This is a genomic window from Bradyrhizobium sp. AT1 (genome assembly GCF_001590795.1).
Taxonomy (GTDB): domain Bacteria; phylum Pseudomonadota; class Alphaproteobacteria; order Rhizobiales; family Xanthobacteraceae; genus Bradyrhizobium.
The window spans coordinates 863575-881133 of the sequence record NZ_JXDL01000001.1 but is presented as its reverse complement, the minus strand read 5'-3'; the positions used below and the strand labels follow the sequence as shown (position 1 = coordinate 881133).

Sequence of the window (17559 nt, the reverse complement as noted above, 5' to 3'; positions counted from 1 at the left end):
GTCAGCGGCCTTTTCATGCCGCGCGCCACGAAATCATCGAACGGTAACGCGATCTCAACCAGCCTGGCGTATCGACGAATCCGTCGCGGATTTGTATTGCGTACCGCGACACCGAAATGTCCCGCCGGCGTGGGTGCGCCGCGCGGGCCTTTTCGCCGGGACAGATTTCATGCCGCGCGCCATTGAGCAGATCGTCGACAGCTATGTGCGGCTGAAGAACCGCCGCGGGCTCGACGAGCTGATGATGCACAGGCAGCGGCTCGCGGTCGATCTCAAGAGCAAGTCCGGCTACGATTTCAGCCTGCCGATCGGCCAGATCGACGAGGAGATTGCGATCATCGAGGCAGGCCTCAGCCGGCTCAAGGAGGATAATTCCTCGGCGATCTAGCGGAGCCTCGCGAGGCGAGGTCCTGCGCGGCTCTGCGGGACGGCGCATCGTCGCAGTTCGAGACCGGTTCATGCATGGTTCAGGCCGGCCATGTCTCAATCCCCGGGTTGTTTCGTGGGACACGAATCCTGCTAGGCTGGTCCCAGTGATTTGGAGGAGACGTCATGATCGAGCTCGCGCTGGCTGGCCTGCTTGCGTTCGCAACCGTGCCCGCGGCATCGCCGGAGCCCATGGTGGAGCAAGTTCAGTTCAGGGCTGCTCCGGGTGGACGATGCCCGGACGGCTATGATTTCAACCACTCGAACGGCCGCTGCTATCCCAACGACTATCATGCGCCGGGTGTCTACACCCGGGATACCGGGCCGGGCTATGGGCGCCGTGGCGGCCTGTGCCCGCACGGCTACGATTACAATTATTCTAACGGAGAGTGTTATCCGAACGGCGCTCGTGCCCCCGGCGCTTACGGGCAGCCCCAATATTACGGACGACGCGGCGGGCTCTGCCCCGACGGCTACGACTACAATTATTCGCAGGGGCAGTGCTATCCGAACCGCGCACGCGCTCCCGGCATGTACGGCCGATAGTCGATCGCCGACCCAAGTCGGCGGGCGCGCTCAGTCGCGCCGGCCGCCGTCGATCACCGTAAACAACGGTCGCGCCGGGGTCGGCTCGACCAGCAATTCCTCCACCAGCGCGGTGGCTGCATCGACATATTTGCGCGTGGGCTTGTCGAGTTCGCGCCTGGCCTCGTCGTCGAGCGCGATCTTTGCAGCTTCGACCAGCTTGCGCATGCGCACCGCATGGTCGTCACCGGCCGTCAGCGTCGCCCGCGCCAGCGAGCGCAGCACGAACAGCTCGCCCTCGAGGCGGAGCAGGCGGTCGTTGAGCCTGGTAAGGACGGCGTTGAGGTCGGCCATGTCTGCTGTTCGGCGCGAAGGATGGATCCTGATCTAGCGGCGATCGGTGAACGGAGTCCAAACGGCGCCGGTGCAATTGGGCCGATCTGCGTTCACACCGCCGTCCGCGCCAGATAGTCGCGCGCGAAGGCGAGATACCAGTCGAGGCAGGCGGGATTGGCCATCGCCTCCTTGTTGATGACCTTCTCGACGGGCTGGCCGAGCAGGAGCTTCTTGACCGGCAGCTCCTGCTTCTTGCCCGACAGCGTGCGCGGGATCTCGGCGACGGCGAAGATCTCGTTCGGCAGGAAGCGGCGCGACAGGCCGGCCTCGATCGCCTGGTTGATCTTCGCCCGCATCGCGTCGTCGAGTACGACGCCCTCGCACAGCACGACGAACAGCGGCATGTAGCTGTCGCGGCCGAGATATTCGAGATCGACGACGAGGCTGTCGAGCACCTCCGGCAGTGCCTCGATCGCGGAATAGAGCTCGCTGGTGCCCATGCGCAGGCCGTGGCGATTGATGGTGGCATCGCTCCGGCCGTAGATGATGCAGGATCCGTCCGGGTTGACCTTGAGCCAGTCGCCGTGCCGCCACACCGGCCCGCGGCCGCTGCCATCGAAATTGTCCGGGTAGGTCTCGAAATAGCTGGCGCGATAGCGGGCGCCGTCCGTGTCGTTCCAGAAATACAGCGGCATCGAGGGCATCGGCTCGGTGCAGACGAGTTCGCCGACCTCGTCCGTGACGGCGCGGCCCTGTTCGCTGAAGGCTTCGACGGCGGCACCAAGCAGGCGGCATTGCATCGCCCCCGGCGTCTGCGGCAGCTCGCGATTGCCGCCGATGAAGGCGCCGGCGAAATCGGTGCCGCCGGAGATGTTCGCCCACCAGATGTCGGCTTGCGCCTTGCTGCCGTTCCGCTTCGAAAGCGCGGCGAAGCGCTCGTTGAACCAGCCTTGTGTGTCGGCGCTCAGCGGCGAGCCAGTCGAGCCGAGGCAGCGCAGCCGGGACAGATCGCCGGCGGCGGCAAGATCGATCTCAGCCTTGGCGCAATTGGCGAAGAACGCGGCGCCAGCGCCGAAGAAGGTCGCTTTCGAACGCGCGACGAAGCGCCACAGCGTAGTCCAGTCCGGCTTGTCCTTGCTGCCGCCGGGGCTGCCGTCGAAGATGCAGCAGGTGGTTCCGCTCAGCAGGCCGCCGACCTGCGAATTCCACATGATCCAACCGGTCGACGAGTACCAGTGGTAGCGCTCGCCGAACGAGTTCGGGTGATAGGAGCAGCCGATGTCATTGTGCAGCCCGAGCAGGGCCAGCACCACGATGACGATGCCGCCGTGGCCGTGCACGATCGGTTTCGGCAGGCCGGTGGTGCCGCTGGAATAGACGATCCAGAGCGGATGATCGAACGGCAGCCACATCGGCTCGAACGCGTCGATCGCAGCGCTCGTTCTTGCCGTGATCTCGGCGAGCCGGGCATCGGGCGCAGCGACCGCGCCGGACTCGCTGTGCAGGATGACATGCTCGACCGTCGGCAGCGAGCGCCGCAGCTCGGCGACGACTTCCTCGCGATCGTGCCGCTTGCCGGCGTAGGTGACGGCATCGCAGGCGACCAGCACTTTGGGTTCGATCTGCTTGAAGCGGTCGATCACGGCCGGGGCCGCCATGTCGGGCGCACAGACGCTCCAGACCGCGCCGATGCTGACGCTCGCGAGGAACGCGATGATGGTCTCGGGAATGTTAGGCAGATAGGCGGCGACGCGGTCGCCGGGTCTGACGCCTTTTTCCTTCAGATGCAGCGCCAGCGCGGCCGTCCTGCGCCGCAGCTCCGGCCAGCTGGTCTCCGTAATCCTGCCGTCCTCGCCGCCGCTGACAATCGCGGGCAGGCCAGCGGCGTCGGCCGCGTCGACGTGCCGGAACACCTGCCGCGCGTAGTTGACCTGGGCGCCCGGAAACCACACCGCGCCCGGCATCCTGCGCTCGGTGAGCACGGCCTCAAATGGCGTCGGCGATTGCAAATCGTAATAGTCGAAGATGCTGCGCCAGAACGCGTCGAGATCGCGCACCGACCATTGCCGCATCGCCTCGTAATCGGGAAAGGAGAGGCCGCGCTGCTCGGCGAGCCAGTTGCGATAGAGGGCGATCTGAGGAACGAAGGGCGCGGTCATCGGCTGTCAGGCTTCGGTTACGGGGCGGGGAATCTAACCCGTGCCGCACGGTAGCAGAAGCCGCAGCTCACGCAGGCCGCAATGACGATAGAGGTGTCTTGGCTCTGTCCTTGCCTCAGCCTACCAGCCGGCGTCGGCCCAGCGCCGTCCGAAAACAGGCGGCCGCGTCTTCACCGCCTGCCAGCCGAAAAAATGATGCTTGCCGGACCAGGCGTGCACCACGCCGCTGCAAATGGTGCATTTGAAGCAGCCGGAATGCGCTTCGCTGTGCTCCTCCCGGGTCGCGGTGTAGTTCATGCTGCAACCGGTGCAGGTGAATTCTTCGATCGTCCAGATGCTGTTGGCCATTGCACGCAAGGGTTTTTGGTGACCTCGATCCAGGCTAGCCGCGGGCGTTTGCAGCGGCGTAAACTGGCCGAGGGAAATCCGGTTAACGGGCGTTAGCCAAGTCCGGCCGGGCCAATCGCCGCTTCGGAATCCGGAATGGTCCGATACGTTCGTAATCGCGGAGCCCGGCGGTTCCCGTCGTCTTGACGCCGGGTGCGTTGCTGGCAATAACGGCTGGGCCTCGCAAGTTCCGGAAGTTGCGTTCATGCCGCAAGGAAAGCAGTGCCCGTGAAAAGTCTCCGTCAGCTCCTGACGGGAGAGGACGTCATCCAGCTCGTGATCCGGCTCGGCCTGCTTGCCCTGCTGATCATCTGGACCTTCCTGATCATCCGCCCGTTCGTGCCGATCCTGGCCTGGAGCGGCGTGCTCGCCGTCGCGTTCTATCCGGCCTTCAGCTGGGTCGCCAAAGCCCTCGGCGGCCGGCCCAAGACCGCAGCACTGATCCTGACCCTGATCACGCTCGGCATCGTCATTGGCCCGGCGACATGGCTCGGCATCAGCGCAGTGGACGGCGTGCGCGAGCTGGCGCAGCAGCTCGGCACCGGCGATCTGGCGCTTCAGGCCGCGCCCGAGCAGCTGAAATCATGGCCGCTCGTCGGCCCCTGGCTCTACGATCTCTGGGACCAGGCCTACACCAACATCCGCACGGTGGTGCGCGAGGTGGCGCCCTATCTGCAGCCGCTGGCGGGCCCGCTGCTTTCGCTCGCGGGCGATGCCGGTGTCGGCACGCTCCAGTTCCTGGTGTCGGTGTTCGTCGCGGGCTTCTTGTTTCCGCATGGGCCGAGGCTGGTTGCGGCCGGCCGCGGCTTCCTGTTCCGCATCGTGCCCGAGCAGAGCGAGCATTTCCTGTCGCTGGCGGGCGCGACCATCCGCGCCGTGGCCCAAGGCGTGATCGGCGTCGCGATCGTGCAGGCACTGCTCGCCGGCATCGGCTTCAAGCTCGCGGCGGTGCCGAGCGCCGGCCTTCTCGCCTTCATCGTGCTGCTGCTCTCGATCGTGCAGATCGGCGCCTTTCTCGTGCTGCTGCCTGTCATCATCTGGATCTGGACCGCCAAGGACGTCACCACGGCGCTGGTGCTGACCGTGTTCCTCGTCCTCGTCGGCTTCATCGACACCATGTTGAAGCCGCTCGTGATGGGGCGCGGCCTGACCACGCCGACCATCGTGATCTTCGTCGGCGTGATCGGCGGCACGCTCGCCCACGGCATCGTCGGCCTGTTCATTGGCCCGATCATCCTGTCGGTGGCCTGGGAGATGATGATGGCCTGGATCAGGACGGAGGACCGGGCAGGGGCGGGTAAGACCTGACCTCGCCTTGCACGGCGCGATCTGCCCGCAATGCCTCTCCGGGCCCGACGGCGCGCCGCCTGTGGTCAAAGCCTGTCGCAAACTTGTCTGTTCGACTAGACAAGTTACGATTGGGACGATTCTATTTCAATGACGGCAGCGATGGCGAAGTCTTCCAAGCTGGTTGCCGCGAGGCGCGGCAAGGTTTTGTTGGTCAGACGGCGGTCGGACGGCCTGTGGATGTTCCCGGGCGGCCGCAAGCGCGCGCGCGAGTCCGACAAGGATTGCCTGCGGCGGGAGATCAGGGAGGAACTGCCCAAGCTGAAGCTCGGCAGGATCAGCCTCTGGAAGGAAGTGAAGGCGAGGAACAAGCGCTCCGGCCGCAAGATGAGCGACGCGATCTTCATTGCCAAGACGGCCAAGGGCAGGCTGGCGATTGGCGACAAGAAGGAGATCGATCGCGCGGCCTGGCAGAAACCGCGCGGCATCCGTCTGACGGCGACCTCGCGCTACATCCGCGACCGCCTGTTTCCGCGGAAGCAGAAGCGCAGGTGAGCTAGTCCTCGCGCCCCGCCGATCGCGTCCGTCCGGCGAACCTCCTCGACCGCGTCCCCTGCAGTTCAGGCGCCGCAAGCTTTGCGGCTTCGAGTTCCCGCATCTGCTTGCGGACCGTGCGCGCGTTGCGCATCGCGCGCTTGATGAAGGGATGTTGGGAGTCCTCGGCGAAGAACAGCACCACTTCGCAGCCCGGACATTGCCTGGAGTAGCCGTCCTGCAACCGCCCGGCGCGATCGCGAAACACGTTCTTGCACCGCGTGCACTGGATCTGGACCGAACTCATGCGCGCACAACAATGACTTTGAAAATGGATCGTCAGCTGATCCCAAATGTCTGAAGAAAGCTTGAACGGCTTCGCGGCTGGATGTTGCATAACGCGCGGCCAAGCGGCATCGGCCGCGGCCGATGCCGGTTGGAAACAGGTTGTCGGCGGTTATTGCTTGGCCGCCATCATGTCCAGGCAGTGGTTCAGAAAGGCGGTGCGGTCCCTTGGCAGTACCTTTTCGAGATCCGCCTTCAGAGCGCATTCGCGCTGGCGCAATTGCTCGGCCCGGCGCTTCTCGGCCGCCTCGCGATATTCGGGAGCAACCTTGTTGGGATCGACCAGCGCCTGGGAGCGGGCGGGAGCCGTCGCAAGCAGCGTGAGGGCGGCGATGACAATGAATGGTTTCAAATGAGCCTCCGTAAAAGGGGTATCGTAGCGCGGGCCGCACGCGCACTCAAACCGGGAATACGGTATTCCGCTCCGGCGTAATGGGCCGACGCGCCGGCGGATCTTCGACCGGCACATTTGGAACGACCGTGCGCGGCAGGCGTCGAATCCCGGCTCTCGGCCCATCGACAAGCCCCCCAGCCGCGGGCCGCGAGAAAACTTTCCCCACAAAGGTTGGCGACCTCGGCCCCCGAGGTCGTTTGCCTTGCAATTTGTCTTGCGAGGCGTGTGAACCAGTTCACAAGCGCGCGGCGAATCCGCTGCTATGAAGACGTCATTGCTTAACCGATTCATTTTGAACGAAACGCCCCAGCGTGGCTCCAAGCGCTGGGGCTTTTTCGTGGCTCCCCGTGCGCAAGTCGTCTACAATCGCGCCAAGCGTCGCATCGACAGACGCAGATCCCGCGCCGCGCCGGTTTCGATCCATAGCTTGATCAAAACAGCCCATGACTCGGGATCGCAGCGCCGCGCCGAACGTTGCCACGAGGCGTGCGTTCGCGGGGCAAATCCCATATGCATGGCGCGAAGTCGCCGAATCGAAAATGAGGGCGGCTGGCGTTCGGTTGACGACGGTTTACGACCAGAAACGGATTCAAGTGAGGCTTACCAAAAAGGCGCGGGTGGCCAAGACGTCCCCGAAGAAGACGTCCCCGAAGAAGACGTCCCCGAAGAAGACGCTCCCGAAGAAGGCGCCGCCGAACAGAGCGTTGCCGAACAAGACGTCGCCAAGGAAGAGCAAAGCGGCGCCGCGCGGTGCGATCTCGTCTTCGTCGCCGCTCGGGGTGCTGGCTCTCCATCTGCTGGCGCAATGGAAACAGTCCGGACCCAGCGGTATCGTTTTTCTCGCCGAGAGCGAGAATAGGGCGGAGCGGCTGGGCAGTGTGATCCACGCGCTCGATCCCGACTGCGAGGTCCTGGTGTTTCCGCGGTTGAACACCTTGCCGTTCGACCAGCTGGAGCCGTCGCACGAACTCGCAGGACGCCGAGCCTCGGTGTTGCGGCGCCTCGCAAAATCCAAGAAGCCGCTGTTTCTCGTCTCGACGGCGGAAGCCGTGATGGAGCGCCTGCTGCCGCCGGCGAGCCTGTCGCGCCTGAGCGTCAGCTTGAAGGTGGGCGGCACGTTCTCCGAGCGCGAGCTCGAGGCGCGGCTCGAAGCCTTGGGCTACGACCTCGAGGACGAGCCGGACTATCCCGGCGGGGCGCTGTTCCACGGCCAGACCTTCGAGATATTTCCCGCGGGCTCGCTGGGGCCGTTCCGGATCGAGCATTCGGATCGCGTGATCAAGCGGATCGTGGCGTTCGATCCGAACGAGCACAGGATCATCTTCGAGACCAAGGAGCTTCTCGTCGATCCCATGTCGGAGCGGCTCGGCCTTGCCGGCAAAGGCGGCAAGCGCGCCAGCCTGTTCGACTATTGCGGGCGTGCCAAATGGATCGCCGATGCCGGCGTCCCGGTGCACGCCGACGTCTGGCTCGATACGATCGAGGAGGCGGCGCCTCGCGCGGAGCGTGACCGCGAATATCTCGCAAGGCGCGATTGGAAGCAGCTCTCAAGGGGCATGAAGGTGCTGCCGCGCGCGGCGTCGTTCCAGACCATCCCGGAATTTTCGAAGCTGACATCGGCCAGGAAGGCGCTGCGTGGCTTCGTCGAGGAGACCCGCCGGTCCGGATCGCGGCTGGTCCTGGTCGCGGCACATGAGGACGATCTGCGCGCAATGGAGCGGATGAGCGGCCTCAAGGCGCAGCGCTGCGAAGACTGGGACGAGGCGGCGCGCGGGCGGAACGGCGAGGCGGCGCTGCTGGCCGATCTCGATGCGGGCTTCGTCGTGCCCGGAAAGAAGCCTATCGTCGTCGTGTCGGCCTCCGACGTGCTCGGCAGCCGGGCGCATCATTCGCAGCCGATGGCGCGCGTCTGGAGCGCGGCCTTCGACCACGCCGATGTGCCCGAGCAGGGCACGGTGGTCATCCATCTGCAGCGCGGTCTCGGCGTACTCGACGGCTTGCAGACCGTGAACACCGGCGGCGGAGGCCTGCGGGAAATGATCCGCCTGAAGTTCGCCGGCGACAATGCGGTTCTGGTGCCACCGTCCGATCTCGCCTTGATGTGGCCTTATGCGGCTGAGCGCGGCAAGCTCTCGCTCGACAAGGCGGACGGCAGCACATGGTGGGCGAGACGCACCGAAGCCGAGCGCGAGATTCAGGCTGCCGGCAAGGCGCTCGCCAAGCACATCAGCCAGCGCCGCAAGCGGCGTGGCGAAAAGCTCGTGCCGCCGGGATCGACCTACGAGAAGTTCGTCGCGCGCTTCCCTTACTTCACGACCATCGACCAGGCCAAGGCGATCCACGACGTGCTGGACGACCTCGCCTCCGGCCATCCGATGGACCGGGTGATCTGCGGCGACGTCGGCTTCGGCAAGACCGAGGTGGCGCTGCGGGCGGCGGCTGCCGTGGTGCTGTCGGGCAAACAGGTCGCGGTCGCGGTGCCGACGACGGTGCTGGCGCGCCAGCATGTCGCAACGTTCCAGAAGCGGTTTGCGCCGTTCGGGATCGAGGTCGGCAATTTGTCGCGGGCAACTTCTGGCGCGGAGCTGCGCGAGACCAGGGAGGGCCTGCGCAGCGGCCGGATCAAGGTCGTGATCGGCACCCAGGCGCTCACCGGCAAGGACGTCAAGTTCAGCGATCTCGGCCTCGTCATCATCGACGAAGAGCAGCATTTTGGCGCGGCGGAGAAGGCCAAGCTCTCGGGCCTCGCCAAGAACGTCCATGTGCTGATGATGAGCGCCACGCCGATCCCGCGCACGCTCGCCGCCGGCCTTGCCGGCTTTCGCGACCTCAGCGTGATCGCATCGCCCCCGGTGCACCGGCTGCCGGTCGCAACCCGGATCGCGCCGCTGTCGGATGCGGCGATTGCCTCGGCGCTGCTGCGCGAGCAGCGCCGCCACGGCCAGAGCTTTCTGATCTGCCCGCGCATCCAGGATCTCGATCCGATGCTGGCGCGGGTGCAGGCGGTGGCGGGTGACCTGCGCATCGTCTGCCTGCACGGCAGATTGGCGGCCGACGAGATCGACGACCGCATGATGAGCTTCGTCGAGGGCAGGGCCGACGTCCTGCTTGCGACCAACATCGTCGAGAGCGGCCTCGACATTCCCCGTGCCAACACCATCGTGGTGTGCTGGCCGGAGAAGTTCGGCCTCGCCCAGCTGCATCAGCTGCGCGGGCGCGTCGGCCGTGGCGGCATCCGCGCCTTCGCGCATCTGTTGACCGAGACGGAGTCGGGGCATTCCGAGAAGCGGCTGGCCGTGCTCGAAGAGTTCAGTCGGCCCGGCGCGGGCTTTGCCATCAGCGAGCGCGACCTCGATCTCAGAGGTGCGGGAGATTTGTTTTCGGAGCAGCAATCCGGCCACGTCCAGGTATTCGGGCCGGTGCTTTACAGCCACCTCCTGAAGATGGCTTCCGAGAAGCTCGACGAAGGGCAGGCGGTGTGGGTGCCGGACCTGAACCTGCCGGTGCCGGACATGCTGCCCGAGACCTATGTGCAGTCCGAGCCGGTGCGTCTCGAACTCTATGCGCGCGCCGCAAGATGCACCGATGAGGACGATCTCGAGGACCTCGAGGAGGAGACGTCCCGCCGCTTCGGCCCCTTGCCGAAGGTCGCGCGCGACTTCTTCGCCGCAGCCCGGCTCAGGCTCGAATGCAAGCGGCGCGGCATCGTCCGCCTCGACGTCGGGCCGGAGGCTGCGGCCGCGACGTTCCTGCCGGGACGGTTGCGCAAGTCGCGTGGGAAATCACTGCAGCGCGGCGGCGATCGGGTGGTCTATCACGCCAAGATGCAGGACGCGCCGTTCGAGCGGGTGGAGGAGCTGTTCGAGCTGCTGGACGAGGGGTAGGGCGACACTCAAAAGTGCGAAAACAACCCCATGCACAGTAGCCAAGTGGCTCTGGAATAAGGTGTTTTGATTCCGGTGAAAGCGTGGATTTGCGCCGTCGGGCAAAACAGGGGCATGATGCGATCTTCGGAAAAGCCGCTGTCGAGGATGTTAACCCAGGAACGGCTGCCGTAGGGTGGGCAAAGGCGCGCTTGCGCCGTGCCCACGATCTCTCTCGGTAGCGAAAGATACGTGGGCACGCTTCGCTTTGCCCACCCTACAGCAGCTCCCGTATGGCGCCTCTGCCCTCGCGCCCGGCCCCCGTAATCGGCCGGACCGGCCGCTAACGTGGAATTAATTCAAAATGCTCACAATTTTAGGCAGTTGTGTAAGGGTGCTGCGTACAAGGACTCGTCGCGAGGACGTTCCAGGGGCGGCTTCCTGCTGTTCGCTCATTGGGGTCCATGCACGTGACCACGACATTGGAAACGGCAAACTTCGCCGAAGAACTCGACGCTGTCGCACTGGCCGATGCCGCGTCAGCGCATGAATCCGAAACTCCCGAAGTCCCGGAGCCGGTCAAGCGATCCAGCCGCAAATCGATCCTGGCCTTTTCGGTCTGTGCCCTGGCCATTAACGGCGCGGCAGCCGTCTATACGTCGCCAACCGATTTTTCGGCGCTGAATGTCAGCCGATTGGCCGAACTGCTCCCGCGCCTCGAAGCGTCCGAGCCAAAGCCGGATCCCGTTGTTGCTGCGTTGAAGGACATTCAGGCGGCCCAGCAGCAACACACCGCGATGCTACAGCAGAACAATCAGGCATCGGATCAGAACTCGGTCTTGCTACAGCAGGATTCGATGCTGCTGCTGTCGCTGCGACAGAGCATCACCGACGAGCGGGTCGATGTGAGGAAGATCTCATCGCAGCTGTCGACACTGATGGCCAAGATCGACGCGCTGCAAAGCACGATGACGATGTCGGACGTCACGTCCTCCATTCGCAAGGCGCATGCGCGCTACGGGCTATCCGCGGCGATGCGCAAGCGGATAGCTCGGGAGTCGAAACCAGTGGGACCCGTCGGTCCGGCGGGGCCTCTCGGGCCGGTTTCCGTTGGCGGCGCTCCGCTGACCGTGCCGGCTGCGGCTCCGGAAAGCTGACGACCGCAACGTCCCTGATCGACCAGGTCGGCCCCGGGATTGGCCGTGAGGTCTGACAATTCGTCACTTCGCGGCGTGATCGATCTTGTGCGCCAAATGCCCGGTGTCGTGATCTCGGCGCAACTGGCTCAGCGACGTCTCGTTCAGCTGGGCGAGGACCTCGCTGAGCGGCGTGGCATCGGGATATCCGGCCGCAAAACCCCTTCCGTAGATCTTGCGCAATGTGCCGACCAGCGTGTTGCCGTGCTTCTTGCTGATGCTGCCATCCTTGTCGCGATGGCGGCCGTCCAGGCCCGCTTCCTTCATGTCTCTCTCCCTTGGGGCGTCTTAAGCGCCTCCAGAGAGCCTGCGCCCAAACCAGTGGACTGGCAATGGCACGGGGCCGATTGCCCGTCCGTCAATGTCGCCGCAAAGCGCACATGTCTCGCCTGGATGTGATGCCGCGACCAATTGTGGTGCCCCGATCGGGACATCAGATAACGGACAGATTGCTCGATTGGAGCTGACGCGATGCGCGCTCTTCTTTCCGCAGGTCTCGTGGGCCTGTCGCTCGTACCATGCAGTGCGGTGGAGGCAGCAACAGCGCATCATCCTCGCGCGCGCCATGAAACGGTGCACCGGCCGCCCACGAACTCAAGCCCGCCGGCACGCTTCGCGGTCCCCGGCTGGAGCGACGAAGCAACGCGGCGCTGGCTGAACAATGCCTCGTCGAATGTCGGCCGAGGCGGGTAACGGCAGGTGATCGCTCGGAACTAGGCGGCCTGCTCTTCGAACGAGGTGTAGACCCGGCCGTTGGGATCGACGACCTGAACGTCCCAGCAGCCGTCCTCGACCAGCTCCTTGGCTTTCTTGAGGGCGGCGGCGAGCGAAGCCCGCTTCAGGCTGACGACGCCCGCCGTGTCGAAACCGTTGATCTCAAACATGCCGTTCCTCCGGTTTTGGGGAATCCTACACGTTTCCGGCCCGTTGTCTTCCGGCATTTTGGCCCGGGCGGGCCTCGAGCAGCCGCGGGTGCGACGCAATCGCAGGGCGCGGCAGTCGAGAGCTCGGTGCTCCCTAGCTCGCTCGGCCCTTTCGGTCTCAATCCAGCGGGATGGTGTCCACCCGCAGACAGGGATGGCACTGATAGGCATGCACTGCGGGAAGCGTGAGGATTGCGGGCAGCGTGGCCAAGAACGTCATCGGCCGTCTGCAGTTGGAGCAGAGCAGAACGGGCGGACTGTCTTTCGCTACGCAAGTCATCGCCAACATGCCCGGAGGGGAAGGGCACAATAGGCGCCGGCTGCGTGGAGTTCATCTCGGGGGGACTACTGGAGTCTATCGGAAATTGGCGGGCGCTTTTGTGAGGAACGAGCCGCGAAGCGGTGCTCCGAAAATCGATGACAGATCGTAGTGGCACCGCTCGCGCCGCGTGATGGGTGTCGCAAGAACTCGAGCCCTCCTACGCGCCGTTACCGCATTCCGGGCATTAATCCCGATGCGGTCGCAGCTTTGAGCCCGCATTTATGGGAAGCTCAAATCGGCCTCGATCCGCTATTTCAACTTGCTTCACCATCAGCGGCACCAATCGAATAAGTCGCGCTGTTGTCTCCGGTACGGGGCATTTTCGCCAAGCACCCGACAGAAAGAAGAAAACGATCTTGGACCGATCAAGTGCAAGCCTTTCGTGGGGACGTGACCGAATACGAATGTCTTTGGTTAAAACCGCCCATCCTCCGTCGCGATCAAGGTCATTCATCCAATCGATATCAGCGGTGTTAGCTGGATATCGGTCGCTCAAAGCTACGAATGTGTGGTCGGGAAACAAGTGCTGTAGCGAGCGAGGTATCGCTGGGCTGAGGTTATGGTCAACCAGCAATTTCAAGCGGCAAGCTGGTGCTCAAAATCGAGAGCAGCTCGGATTTCGGACTTCGGCACGTTGTAAAGGCCAACGACCGCTTCAATTGAGCCTTCGACCTTTACGGCTTCAGCGAGGATTTCGGTTGGCACTCCACGTTGTACGATAGGGCGACCAAACGATCTCCTTGGATCGATCACTACAGCGCGATGACGTATGCCCAGCGGAAACCATCTTGCTACAGTGGATGCGTCGAACTCTAGGTCGCGGAGGCTGGGCTCAATTATTGAGCGAAAAACCTGCTGCCTCCGCTTGAGGTCGATCATCTTTCCATCATGGTCTTTTTCCGTAATGTCCAGAAAGATCGTCTTTCCGTCCGTGCGGAAACGCTGGGTGGAGAAAGGCCTATCGTCGCGAACTTCCTCGACAGCTCGGCGGTAGCAATCACGGATTGTCCTAAGTCCGACTCCGAGATCACGGAAAGCTTTCACGAATCGAAGCTCGATCAGATCCCGAAAGCTCAGCTCAATTTGATCGTCCTCGTTGCTAAAGTCCGGCCTCCACAGAGGTTCCGAGTAGCTTTCTTCTCCGTGTTCATAGCCACGTAGCCAGCGGCTCACGGTATTGCGAGAAACATGCCGAGCGGATGGAATGCCTGGTCGGCTGAAGTTGAGCAGACGAAGGCCTTCAATGGCACTATAAGTGCCCCGACCCAGCGCATCCGGCTCTAAGGGAACATTCTTCAGCATCGTGTAGAGATAGCTCTCGATTCGGTTGGCGGGAAGTCACTTCGATGGAGACGTCGGCTCGATGTTGCTCGGCGAGGGAAACTCAACGAGCAAGCCAAACTCACTTCCGTCTGCATCAAAGAGCTACGATGCAGCGAGAACTTCTATGGTGAGCGCGCTGGGGCTCGAACCCAGGACCCCGTGATTAAAAGTCACGTGCTCTACCGGCTGAGCTACGCGCTCCCATGGCCGCTGATGGCTTGAAAGAAATCGCCATCGTGTTCGGACATTCGAGGAGCATGTCTTGCCGCTACGTTAGAGGCGTCGCGGGGAAAAACCGGCTGTTTCCGGATCATGCTCTCGGCTTGCGCTGTGTAGGGGGAGTGGCTGCGCAGGTCAATAGTGCGGGGCGCTGCCGAAACTCTCGGCAGGAGCGGGGATTTGCTTGCCCCGTCCGCGGTTTAGGCCGGAACTCTCAACCCAAATTGCGGGCCGCCATCCCCATTGAAGGGGCACCTGGCTTTTCATCACGAGGTCCCGGCTGGCTGGGAGCCGGTCAGTTCGTCTCGCGCCGCACCTCGGTCGGCACGGCCTGTGGCGCGCCCACCGGGGGCAGCGCCACGGGGCGGAGGCCGATCAGCTCGGCGGTGCGGATCGCGCTGTCGCGCCAGAACTGGAACGAGTTGATGCGGCTGAGCTCGAGGATGGCGATGGCGACGGCGGCCAGGAACGGCAGGCTCTGCAGCACCAGCACGCCGGCGAAGATGTAGATCTCGGTGATCTGCCTGTAGCTGTTGGTGACGATCAGCACGGCGGCGCCGATGAGCAGCAGGGTGCCGATCACGGCCTCCCAGAACGCCTGGAACTCGATCGACATGCGGCTGAGGCCGCCCTTGGAGGTGCGAGCGAAGGCGATGTGCTCGGTGATGAGGCCCTGCGCTACCGCGCGCGACACCGTCCACTGCACGCTCATTGCCGCGATCATGGCGCCCAGCATCTGGCCGGGCTTGATGGCGACGCGGGCGCGGTACATCGACAGGAAGTGCGCCAGCGAGACGACGAAGGCGCCGATGATCGGCAGCGTCAGGATCTTGTCGGGGATGGCGATGTCGGCGAAGGCGACGATCGGTACCCAGACGAGGTTGAGCAGCGCCACCACCACGCCGAGACTTTCGGCGCCGAGCCAGTTCAGCCAGCCGAGGCCGTATTCGCGCTTCTGGTCGGACGTCAGCCGGCTCGCGCCGGGCAGGAAGCGGCGCCAGTGCTTCTTGACGATCTGCAGGCCGCCATAGGCCCAGCGGTGGCGCTGCTTCTTGAAGGCCTCGTAAGTGTCGGGCAACAGGCCCGCGCCGTATCGGGTGTTGGTGTAGTGGGTGGTCCAGCCGAGCTCCTGGATCGCAAGGCCGAGATCGCTGTCCTCGCAGATCGTGTCCGACGACCAGCCGCCGGCCATGTCCATCGCGGCGCGGCGGATCAGGCACATCGTGCCGTGCACGATGACGGCGTTGAGCTCGTTGCGCTGAACCATGCCGATGTCGAAGAAGCCGGCATATTCGCCGTTCATGATGTAGTGCATGATCGACAGGTCGCCGTCGCGGTGCTCCTGCGGCGCCTGCACGAGGCCAACGCGCGGATCGGCGAAGGCGGGCACGAGATCCTTCAGCCAGTCCGGCTCGACGACATAATCGGCATCGAGGATGCCGATGATCTCGGCATCGGCCGCAGTGCGGTCCATCGCGATACGCAGCGCGCCGGCCTTGAAGCCTTGCACCTTCTCGGCGTTGATGAACTTGAAGCGTTCACCGAGCGCGCGGCAATGGTCCTGGATCGGCTGCCAGAAGGCGGGGTCCGGCGTGTTGTTGATGATGACCACGCATTCGTAATTCGGATAGTTCAGCCGCGACAGCGCATCCAGCGTCTGCTTGAGCATGTCGACCGGCTCGAAATAAGCGGGGATGTGGATCGAGACCTTGGGGCAGTAACCCTCGGGCACGTTCTCGACCGGCTTGCCTTTGGTGAGCAGCCGCTGCGGCGGCCGGCCGAAGGCGACCGCCGCGATCTCGTCGATGCGCGCCATCGCGATGAGGACGAGCGGAACCAGCAGGATCATGCCGAGCGTCAACGCGAAGGCCGAGCCGAAGATGAAGTAATGGCCGTTCCAGAACGCGAAGACGGTCGCGGCCCAGGCGCCGACGCCGTTTGCGGTCGCCGACAGCAGGAAGGCCTGTTTGGCGGTCGGCTTCTCGATCCGCAGGATCGGCAGCGACAGCAGGATGCCGACCAGGAGCGCGATGCCCATCAGCTTCCAATAATCAGGGTTCTCGACCGGACCGGTCCAGGCGAATTTCGGCTCGCGGCTGGCGTTCAGGATCCCCCAATAGGGACCGACGCCGCCCTCGAAATACTTCCAGGGCTGATCGATCGCCTCGACGATATTGTATTCCATGCCGAGCGCTTCGGCGCGGCTGACGAAGTTGCGAAGCGTCAGGGCCTGCTGGAACGGACCGGGGTCGGCGTTGCGTAGATTATAGCCTGCACTCGGCCAGCCGAATTCGGCGATGACGATGCGCTTGCCCGGGAACTGATTGCGCAACAAATTGTAGCGGTCCACGGCCTGGTCGACCGCCTGATCCGAGCGGAAATTTTCCCAATAGGGCAGCACGTGCGCGGCGATGAAATCGACGCTGGAGCCGAGCTCGGGGTTGTCGCGCCAGATGTTCCAGATCTCGCCGGTGGTGACGGGCACGCGGACCGCGCTCTTCACCTTCTTGATCATGTCGATGAGATCTTCGACCTTCTGCTCGCCGCGGTAGATGACCTCGTTGCCGACGACGACGCCGACGACGTTGCTGTTCTTGCGGGCGAGCTCGATCGCCGCCTTGATCTCGCGGGCGTTGCGATCCTTGTCCTTGTCGATCCAGGCGCCGACGGTGACCTTGAGGCCGAACTCGGCCGCGATCGGCGGCACCAGCTCCACGCCGCCCGTCGACGAATAGAGGCGGATCGCGCGCGTCATGGTCGACAGCGTCTTCAGGTCGGCGCGGATTTTTTCGACGGTCGGGATGTTGTCGATGTCCGGGTGGGCCGAGCCCTCGAACGGCGCGTAGGAGACGCTCGGCAACAGGCCCTTGAAATCAGGCGCGGGTTCCTTGTCGCGCAGGACTCCCCAGAGGCCGGCGTGAAGCGCGGACACGAGCAACAGAACGGCGGCGACAACGCGCATCGCGGCTAAACCAATAGGGGCTGAGGTGGCAGGGAAGCGGATCCGACCCCGAGATCCGACCAAGTCCGCGGCAAGGGAAACATACCTCTGCCGCGCGGTTTCACAACTGTCATGAGCTCATGTCCTTCTAAGGGCATGACCTTTTCGAGCGACGCGTGGCAGTGCCAACCGCGTCTATGGCCGATCGTTCCTGAACGGCAGCTGAAACGACCAAGGCTATTTGAGACCTCGGGCTATTTGAGACCTCAGGCTATTTCGGGGGCGCTGGCGTCGGGCTGGCCGCCGGCGAGGGGCTCGCAGCCGGCTGCGGTGCCGGCGGATTGCCCGAGGCCGGTGCGGCGGGCTGGGCGGCGCTTGC

Annotated in this window: 17 protein-coding genes and 1 tRNA gene; 7 read left to right on the top strand and 11 right to left on the bottom strand. The window is 64.1% G+C overall.

Features of this window, described 5'->3' with window-relative positions:
• Window positions 1-169: 169 nt before the first annotated feature.
• Both SE92_RS04115 and SE92_RS04110 read left to right on the top strand, forming a co-directional pair.
• The gene (locus SE92_RS04115) at window positions 170-388 is read left to right on the top strand and encodes a hypothetical protein (RefSeq protein ID WP_063203338.1); all 219 of its coding nucleotides are present in this window, start codon (window positions 170-172) and stop codon (window positions 386-388) included.
• A 230-nt stretch (window positions 389-618) separates the two neighbouring features.
• Window positions 619-972, top strand: a complete 354-nt coding sequence (locus SE92_RS04110) for a hypothetical protein (protein WP_245324444.1) — start codon at window positions 619-621, stop codon at window positions 970-972.
• Between the two features lie 30 nt (window positions 973-1002).
• On the opposite strand, the gene SE92_RS04105 is transcribed toward SE92_RS04110, so the two are convergent.
• The 3 genes from SE92_RS04105 to SE92_RS04095 form a co-directional block, all read right to left on the bottom strand.
• Window positions 1003-1305: a hypothetical protein gene (locus tag SE92_RS04105; RefSeq protein WP_063194584.1), complete on the bottom strand. Its 303-nt coding sequence runs from the start codon at window positions 1303-1305 to the stop codon at window positions 1003-1005.
• Window positions 1306-1397: 92 nt separating this feature from the next.
• Window positions 1398-3446 carry an acetoacetate--CoA ligase gene (locus SE92_RS04100; protein ID WP_063194583.1) on the bottom strand — a complete coding sequence of 683 codons (2049 nt, stop codon included), beginning with the start codon at window positions 3444-3446 and terminating at the stop codon, window positions 1398-1400.
• 120 nt (window positions 3447-3566) lie between these two features.
• Window positions 3567-3794 carry a hypothetical protein gene (locus tag SE92_RS04095; protein WP_063194582.1) on the bottom strand — a complete coding sequence of 76 codons (228 nt, stop codon included), beginning with the start codon at window positions 3792-3794 and terminating at the stop codon, window positions 3567-3569.
• Window positions 3795-4055: 261 nt separating this feature from the next.
• On the opposite strand from SE92_RS04095, the gene SE92_RS04090 reads away from it, so the two are divergent.
• Window positions 4056-5141, top strand: a complete 1086-nt coding sequence (locus SE92_RS04090; RefSeq protein WP_063194581.1) for an AI-2E family transporter — start codon at window positions 4056-4058, stop codon at window positions 5139-5141.
• 141 nt (window positions 5142-5282) lie between these two features.
• The gene (locus SE92_RS04085) at window positions 5283-5675 is read left to right on the top strand and encodes an NUDIX hydrolase (protein ID WP_063203337.1); all 393 of its coding nucleotides are present in this window, start codon (window positions 5283-5285) and stop codon (window positions 5673-5675) included.
• 1 nt (window position 5676) lies between these two features.
• On the opposite strand, the gene SE92_RS04080 is transcribed toward SE92_RS04085, so the two are convergent.
• Window positions 5677-5961 (bottom strand): hypothetical protein, encoded by a 285-nt coding sequence (locus tag SE92_RS04080; RefSeq protein ID WP_063194580.1) that lies wholly within the window; start codon window positions 5959-5961, stop codon window positions 5677-5679.
• Between the two features lie 150 nt (window positions 5962-6111).
• Window positions 6112-6351: a hypothetical protein gene (locus tag SE92_RS04075; protein WP_063194579.1), complete on the bottom strand. Its 240-nt coding sequence runs from the start codon at window positions 6349-6351 to the stop codon at window positions 6112-6114.
• Between the two features lie 304 nt (window positions 6352-6655).
• Between SE92_RS04075 and SE92_RS36485 the strand changes: the two genes are divergently transcribed.
• The 3 genes from SE92_RS36485 (at window position 6656) to SE92_RS04065 (ending at window position 11413) form a co-directional block, all read left to right on the top strand.
• On the top strand, window positions 6656-7252 hold the full coding sequence (locus SE92_RS36485; RefSeq protein ID WP_198172559.1) for a hypothetical protein: 597 nt from the start codon (window positions 6656-6658) through the stop codon (window positions 7250-7252).
• Window positions 7173-10277 (top strand): DEAD/DEAH box helicase, encoded by a 3105-nt coding sequence (locus SE92_RS04070; protein ID WP_063194578.1) that lies wholly within the window; start codon window positions 7173-7175, stop codon window positions 10275-10277. The genes SE92_RS36485 and SE92_RS04070 overlap by 80 nt, the downstream gene beginning before the upstream one ends.
• Before the next feature lie 443 nt (window positions 10278-10720).
• Window positions 10721-11413 carry a hypothetical protein gene (locus SE92_RS04065; protein WP_063194577.1) on the top strand — a complete coding sequence of 231 codons (693 nt, stop codon included), beginning with the start codon at window positions 10721-10723 and terminating at the stop codon, window positions 11411-11413.
• A gap of 63 nt (window positions 11414-11476) precedes the next feature.
• Here the strand turns inward: SE92_RS04065 and SE92_RS04060 are convergent, their stop codons facing one another.
• The 6 genes from SE92_RS04060 to SE92_RS04045 all read right to left on the bottom strand — a co-directional run bounded on the left by SE92_RS04060 (window position 11477) and on the right by SE92_RS04045 (window position 17201).
• Window positions 11477-11719 carry a hypothetical protein gene (locus SE92_RS04060; RefSeq protein ID WP_063194576.1) on the bottom strand — a complete coding sequence of 81 codons (243 nt, stop codon included), beginning with the start codon at window positions 11717-11719 and terminating at the stop codon, window positions 11477-11479.
• Window positions 11720-12165: 446 nt separating this feature from the next.
• A complete protein-coding gene (locus SE92_RS36480; RefSeq protein ID WP_198172557.1) occupies window positions 12166-12336 on the bottom strand; it encodes a hypothetical protein in 171 nt (56 codons plus the stop codon).
• 545 nt (window positions 12337-12881) lie between these two features.
• Window positions 12882-13271, bottom strand: coding sequence for a PIN-like domain-containing protein (locus tag SE92_RS37515; RefSeq protein ID WP_502686792.1), 390 nt, complete (start codon window positions 13269-13271; stop codon window positions 12882-12884).
• Between the two features lie 2 nt (window positions 13272-13273).
• Window positions 13274-13999, bottom strand: coding sequence for a DUF433 domain-containing protein (locus tag SE92_RS04055; RefSeq protein WP_157095091.1), 726 nt, complete (start codon window positions 13997-13999; stop codon window positions 13274-13276).
• Window positions 14000-14145: 146 nt separating this feature from the next.
• Window positions 14146-14221: transfer RNA gene (locus tag SE92_RS04050), tRNA-Lys, on the bottom strand.
• 313 nt (window positions 14222-14534) lie between these two features.
• Complete coding sequence (locus tag SE92_RS04045) at window positions 14535-17201, bottom strand: glycosyltransferase (protein ID WP_063194574.1); 2667 nt, start codon at window positions 17199-17201, stop codon at window positions 14535-14537.
• Window positions 17202-17559: the final 358 nt, after the last annotated feature.

Bases quoted from the DNA above. Each gene is read 5' to 3' on its own strand.
- SE92_RS04115 (WP_063203338.1), top strand. From the start codon at position 170: ATGCCGCGCGCCATTGAGCAGATCGTCGACAGCTATGTGCGGCTGAAG.
- SE92_RS04110 (WP_245324444.1), top strand. From the start codon at position 619: ATGGTGGAGCAAGTTCAGTTCAGGGCTGCTCCGGGTGGACGATGCCCG.
- SE92_RS04105 (WP_063194584.1), bottom strand. From the start codon at position 1,305: ATGGCCGACCTCAACGCCGTCCTTACCAGGCTCAACGACCGCCTGCTC.
- SE92_RS04100 (WP_063194583.1), bottom strand. From the start codon at position 3,446: ATGACCGCGCCCTTCGTTCCTCAGATCGCCCTCTATCGCAACTGGCTC.
- SE92_RS04095 (WP_063194582.1), bottom strand. From the start codon at position 3,794: ATGGCCAACAGCATCTGGACGATCGAAGAATTCACCTGCACCGGTTGC.
- SE92_RS04085 (WP_063203337.1), top strand. From the start codon at position 5,283: ATGGCGAAGTCTTCCAAGCTGGTTGCCGCGAGGCGCGGCAAGGTTTTG.
- SE92_RS04080 (WP_063194580.1), bottom strand. From the start codon at position 5,961: ATGAGTTCGGTCCAGATCCAGTGCACGCGGTGCAAGAACGTGTTTCGC.
- SE92_RS36485 (WP_198172559.1), top strand. From the start codon at position 6,656: ATGAAGACGTCATTGCTTAACCGATTCATTTTGAACGAAACGCCCCAG.
- SE92_RS04065 (WP_063194577.1), top strand. From the start codon at position 10,721: ATGCACGTGACCACGACATTGGAAACGGCAAACTTCGCCGAAGAACTC.
- SE92_RS04060 (WP_063194576.1), bottom strand. From the start codon at position 11,719: ATGAAGGAAGCGGGCCTGGACGGCCGCCATCGCGACAAGGATGGCAGC.
- SE92_RS36480 (WP_198172557.1), bottom strand. From the start codon at position 12,336: ATGTTTGAGATCAACGGTTTCGACACGGCGGGCGTCGTCAGCCTGAAG.
- SE92_RS04055 (WP_157095091.1), bottom strand. From the start codon at position 13,999: ATGCTGAAGAATGTTCCCTTAGAGCCGGATGCGCTGGGTCGGGGCACT.
- SE92_RS04045 (WP_063194574.1), bottom strand. From the start codon at position 17,201: ATGCGCGTTGTCGCCGCCGTTCTGTTGCTCGTGTCCGCGCTTCACGCC.